Origin of the sequence: Marinobacter sp. AC-23 (assembly GCF_001858325.1) — a bacterium.
Classification (GTDB): Bacteria; Pseudomonadota; Gammaproteobacteria; order Pseudomonadales; family Oleiphilaceae; genus Marinobacter.
This window is the reverse complement of sequence record NZ_MBPP01000066.1, coordinates 1-4,285: the sequence shown is the minus strand read 5'-3', so window position 1 is coordinate 4,285 and position 4,285 is coordinate 1. Positions and strand designations below refer to the sequence as shown.

At 53.5% G+C, this 4,285-nt stretch carries 5 protein-coding genes and 2 pseudogenes; 2 read left to right on the top strand and 5 right to left on the bottom strand.

Annotation, left to right across the window (positions count from 1 at the left end):
• Together BCA33_RS16725 and grpE are read right to left on the bottom strand one after the other, a co-directional pair.
• A pseudogene (locus tag BCA33_RS16725) lies at window positions 1-225 on the bottom strand (Hsp70 family protein); the annotation flags it as partial.
• A 103-nt stretch (window positions 226-328) separates the two neighbouring features.
• The gene (gene grpE / locus BCA33_RS16720; RefSeq protein ID WP_071267642.1) at window positions 329-931 is read right to left on the bottom strand and encodes a nucleotide exchange factor GrpE; all 603 of its coding nucleotides are present in this window, start codon (window positions 929-931) and stop codon (window positions 329-331) included.
• Between the two features lie 245 nt (window positions 932-1,176).
• Between grpE and recN the strand changes: the two are divergent.
• Window positions 1,177-2,854 (top strand): annotated as a pseudogene (gene recN / locus BCA33_RS16715) (DNA repair protein RecN).
• 121 nt (window positions 2,855-2,975) lie between these two features.
• On the opposite strand, the gene fur reads toward recN, so the two are convergent.
• Window positions 2,976-3,386, bottom strand: coding sequence for a ferric iron uptake transcriptional regulator (gene fur / locus BCA33_RS16710; RefSeq protein WP_071267640.1), 411 nt, complete (start codon window positions 3,384-3,386; stop codon window positions 2,976-2,978).
• 122 nt (window positions 3,387-3,508) lie between these two features.
• Between fur and BCA33_RS16705 the strand changes: the two genes are divergently transcribed.
• On the top strand, window positions 3,509-3,835 hold the full coding sequence (locus BCA33_RS16705) for an outer membrane protein assembly factor BamE (RefSeq protein ID WP_071267638.1): 327 nt from the start codon (window positions 3,509-3,511) through the stop codon (window positions 3,833-3,835).
• 5 nt (window positions 3,836-3,840) lie between these two features.
• Here the strand turns inward: BCA33_RS16705 and BCA33_RS16700 are convergent, their stop codons facing one another.
• Entirely contained in the window at window positions 3,841-4,122 is a 282-nt protein-coding gene (locus BCA33_RS16700; protein ID WP_071267636.1) for an RnfH family protein, read from the bottom strand.
• On the bottom strand, window positions 4,116-4,285 hold a 170-nt coding region (locus BCA33_RS22225; RefSeq protein ID WP_368087262.1), incomplete at its 5' end, for an SRPBCC family protein. The genes BCA33_RS16700 and BCA33_RS22225, both read right to left, overlap by 7 nt.

Sequence of the window (4,285 nt, the reverse complement as noted above, 5' to 3'; positions counted from 1 at the left end):
GACGACCAATCAGTCGCTTGATAGCTATATAGTGTTCTCTGGGTTGGTAACCGCTTGGCGCTTCGCAGATTGCCCAACCAGTATTTCACCATCATCGGTATAAGCGATGATGGACGGTGTAGTGCGATCACCCTCAGCGTTTTCAATAACCCGGACTTTATCGCCATCCATGATGGCAACACACGAGTTGGTCGTTCCAAGGTCGATACCGATAATCTTGCTCATTGATTCACTCCAGTTCTTCTGAATGCTGCTCTGAATAGTTGCCCGGACATATCGAATCCGGATGCTTCTGTTTAATGGCTATATTGGCGCTTTCGCGGACTTTTCAAGCCTGCTCATCAATTTTTGGTGCACCCTGAGCCTTTGCGACCATCACCATTGCCGGCCGCACCACTCGCCCATTCAACAAGTAGCCTTTCTGTACAACGGCCACCACGCTGTTGGGCTCCGCATCCGGCGCTGGCACCATGGACATGGCCTCGTGCTGCTGCGGATCAAACGGTTCGCCCACCGGGTTCAGTGGCTCAACGTTGAACTTTTTAAGGCTCGACACAAACAGACTGAGCGTCATTTCTACACCCTGGCGAATGGAAGCGACCAACTCGCCAGCGTCTTCGTGGCCTTCGGTGCTTTCAACTGCCTTTTCGAGACTGTCTGCTACGGGGAGCAGCTCTTTAACAAACTTTTCCAGCGCAAACTTATGCGCCTTCTCAACATCCATCTCTGCCCGGCGACGCACATTTTGCATCTCTGCCTGCAAACGCAACATTTGCTCCTGAGAATCCTGCAGTTGCGCGCTCAGCGCATCCAGCTCGGAAACCTCATTTTGCTCAGCCTCTGGCTCTCCCGTCTGTGCTTCTTCCACAGTCGCCTCAGCGGCCTCTTTCAACTCATCTACCTGCTCATTGCGGTTTTCATCGGTGTTCATGACTACTCCTGCCAGATCTTCGGCGGCCGGCTAAAACGCGACCGATTGAACATAGGCTCCGGCTATACAGAGCCGAAAGAACGTTATTGCGAACGGATATGGGGTTGGTGCGCAGGGTTTCAACCACCAAAGCCCGCATTCCTGAAGAAAATCCTGCCTATATGTTTGCAAACCCCAAAAACCCTGTATATATTCACAGTCACTGTATGAACGAACAGTATATTTTAAGGGCGGAGGTTATCTGCATGCTCACACAGCTCACGGTTTCCAACTACGCGATTGCCGAAAGGGTCGAACTGCACTTCGATATGGGCATGACTGCTCTGACGGGCGAAACTGGCGCGGGCAAATCCATTGTGCTGGATGCGCTGGGCCTAGCCATGGGCGGTCGTGCTGATGCGGGTGCCGTTCGCCACGGTGCAAAGCGCGCAGACATCACCGCTACATTTGATGTGTCTGGTATCCCGGAAGCACTGCAATGGCTCGAAAGCCACGAGCTGGATGACGACAGCGACTGCATCCTGCGCCGAGTGATCAGCAAAGACGGGCGCTCACGGGCATACATTAACGGCCAGCCCTGCCCCCTGGCTCACCTGAAAGACCTGGGTGGGTTACTGATGGATATTCACAGCCAACACCAGCACCAATCGCTCCTGCGCAAAGAAACCCACCGCAAACTGGTCGATGAGTTTGCCGGCGCCGAAGAGCTCGCCGGTGAGACCCGTGAAGCCTGGAAGTCGTGGAACCAAATCCGCACAAAGCTGATTGAACACCAGCAAAATGCTGAAGAGTCAGAAGCCAAGTTACAGCTGTTGCGCTATCAGGTGGAAGAGCTTGACCGCCTGGCAATCGAAGTCGGCGAACAGGAACAGCTAGAGCAGGAACAAGCGCAACTGAGCCAGGCCGATGCGATTCTCCACAGCAGCCACCAGGCAGCGCTGCTGTGCACCGAAGACGAAACCAGTGCGGCAGGTCTGGTGCGGCAAGCACTGCAGCAGTTGGAGCAACTTCCGGTTGAGGTGCCCGCACTGGCCGATACCATCCAGATGCTGAGCGAAGCCCAGATCCAGATCAGTGAAGCGGGCGATAATCTTCGCCATTTTGTGGACGACTATGCAGCAGACCCAGCGCGCCTGGCCGAAGTCGAAGAAAGGCTCAGCGCGATTTACCAGATGGCACGAAAGCACCGCATCAGCCTGAAGATCTACCAGAATTTCATGAACGGCAAAGTGCAGAACTGGCAGAGCTGGATGGTGGTGAGGGCAGCCTGGAGAAGCTGGAAGAGAAACTGGAAAGCCAGCGCAAAGGTTTTGATGAGTTGGCTGGCAAGCTTTCCAAAGTGCGGGCCAAGGCAGCGGCGGATTTGGATCAGCGCATTGCCGGTGAGCTGGCCCAACTGAGCATGCCGGCGGTTCAGTTTGTTACCCACCTGAACCGCAATAACCAAGACGAGCCGGCACCTCACGGACTGGAAGAAATCGAGTTTTTGGTGAGCGCTAACCCCGGGCAACCGGCAAGACCTCTTGCCAAAGTCGCTTCCGGCGGCGAACTGTCACGAATCAGTTTGGCGATTCAAGTCGTCGTTGCTCAAACATCCACCACGCCGACTCTGATCTTTGACGAAGTTGACGTGGGCATTGGCGGCGGCACCGCGAGGTAGTTGGCAAGCTGCTGCGCTCACTTGGCGCCAATGGTCAGGTAATTTGCGTCACTCACCTGCCGCAAGTTGCGGCCCAATGCCATCAGCACCTGTTTGTTAGCAAGTTCACCCAGCAAGATGCGACTTTCTCGAAAATCGAATCTTTGGATGACCAGGGAAGAATTAGCGAAGTTGCAAGAATGTTGGGCGGGGTGGATATGACCGAGCACACTATTGCCCACGCTACAGAAATGTTTTCCAAAGGACAGGCAACCCACCATTGATCTGGTGGCGATAACCACTTCCCCCCTCTCGACCCTGAGAGCTGTTGGGGCAGGCTTAGCGGCCTGCCCCCTTTTTATTCCACCACTACCTTTTCCTTCACCGCCAACTCCGTCAGAGAGCTTACGATTTGATAGGCTTTACGTAGAGAATCAAGCTGTGCTCGACAATTTCATAGCCGTGCTCTTTTGCGATTTTCTGCTGGCGCTCTTCAATGATCTCATCAACAAATTCAATCACCTGACCTGTCTGGGTGCAAACCATGTGATCGTGGTGGTCTTCGCCTGCCATTTCGAATACGGCATGCCCACCTTCAAAATTGTGACGCAACACCAGGCCCGCGGTCTCAAACTGCGTAAGCACTCGGTATACGGTGGCCAGCCCCACGTCATCGCCTTGATCCAGAAGCCGCTTGTAAACGTCCTCGGCGCTGAGATGGTGATCCTTGGCGTTTTCCAAGATGTTGAAGATTTTCACTCTTGGCAGAGTGACTTTGAGACCGACTTTTCGTAATTCGGCGTTTTCAGATGACATGTTACTATTCACTCTTTGGTGTGCCTCACGGCTTCCGGTATGATGAAGCCGCCTTTTAACGGTTAACCCGTGCCACACCTGCCCTTGGCAGGCGATTTCAAGATAGAGGATTTCCTCCGGCGATGCAAAAGCTCACAGCTCTCATTCTCACTCTGGTTCTATCCGGTTGTGCCTTTCCGGGCGTTTACAAGATCAACGTCCAGCAAGGCAATATTGTTACCGATGAAGAGCTGACCAAACTCAACGAAGGCATGCCTCGCAGCCAGGTTCAGGCTCTACTCGGCAGCCCTCTAATGCTGAACCCGATTGACGAGTCTCGCGAATACTACGTTTACACGTTCCAACGCCGAGGTGGCGATATCGAAGAGCAACGCATCATCGTGCACTACAACAACGACCGTTACTCCCATTACGAAGCGCAGCTTCTGGAAGAAACGCCAGCCTATTGATTCGGCTACGATTTCTTTTTGGCCCGATTCAGGCGCGCCTGCTTCGGGTCAATCTGGAGCGGGCGATACAACTCAACCCGGTCGCCATCACGCAGCTCGTGATCTGCTGGTTTTTTAATAACCTTGCCGAATATCCCCATGTCGATTGATTCTGCATCGATTTCAGGGAACATCGCGGTAATACCTGATAAATTAACCGCTTCTATGGCCGTTGTGCCTTCCGCTACCTGCACAGGGACAATTTCCTGCTTGTCGGGCCGGGCATAAGCCACCTCAATCTTCAGCATTGGACACTCCCCGAGTAGATATCGTCTGCACGACGACAAAATGCATCCACCATGGTTGTGGCCGCTTGGTTGAAAACAGGCCCAAACGTCATTCGTGATAGCGTGCCTGAGAACTCAAACTCAAGTGTCAGAATAACCTTACAGGCATTATCATCCAGCGCCT

Bases quoted from the DNA above. Each gene is read 5' to 3' on its own strand.
- BCA33_RS16705 (WP_071267638.1), top strand. From the start codon at position 3,509: ATGCAAAAGCTCACAGCTCTCATTCTCACTCTGGTTCTATCCGGTTGT.
- grpE (WP_071267642.1), bottom strand. From the start codon at position 931: ATGAACACCGATGAAAACCGCAATGAGCAGGTAGATGAGTTGAAAGAG.
- fur (WP_071267640.1), bottom strand. From the start codon at position 3,386: ATGTCATCTGAAAACGCCGAATTACGAAAAGTCGGTCTCAAAGTCACT.
- BCA33_RS16700 (WP_071267636.1), bottom strand. From the start codon at position 4,122: ATGCTGAAGATTGAGGTGGCTTATGCCCGGCCCGACAAGCAGGAAATT.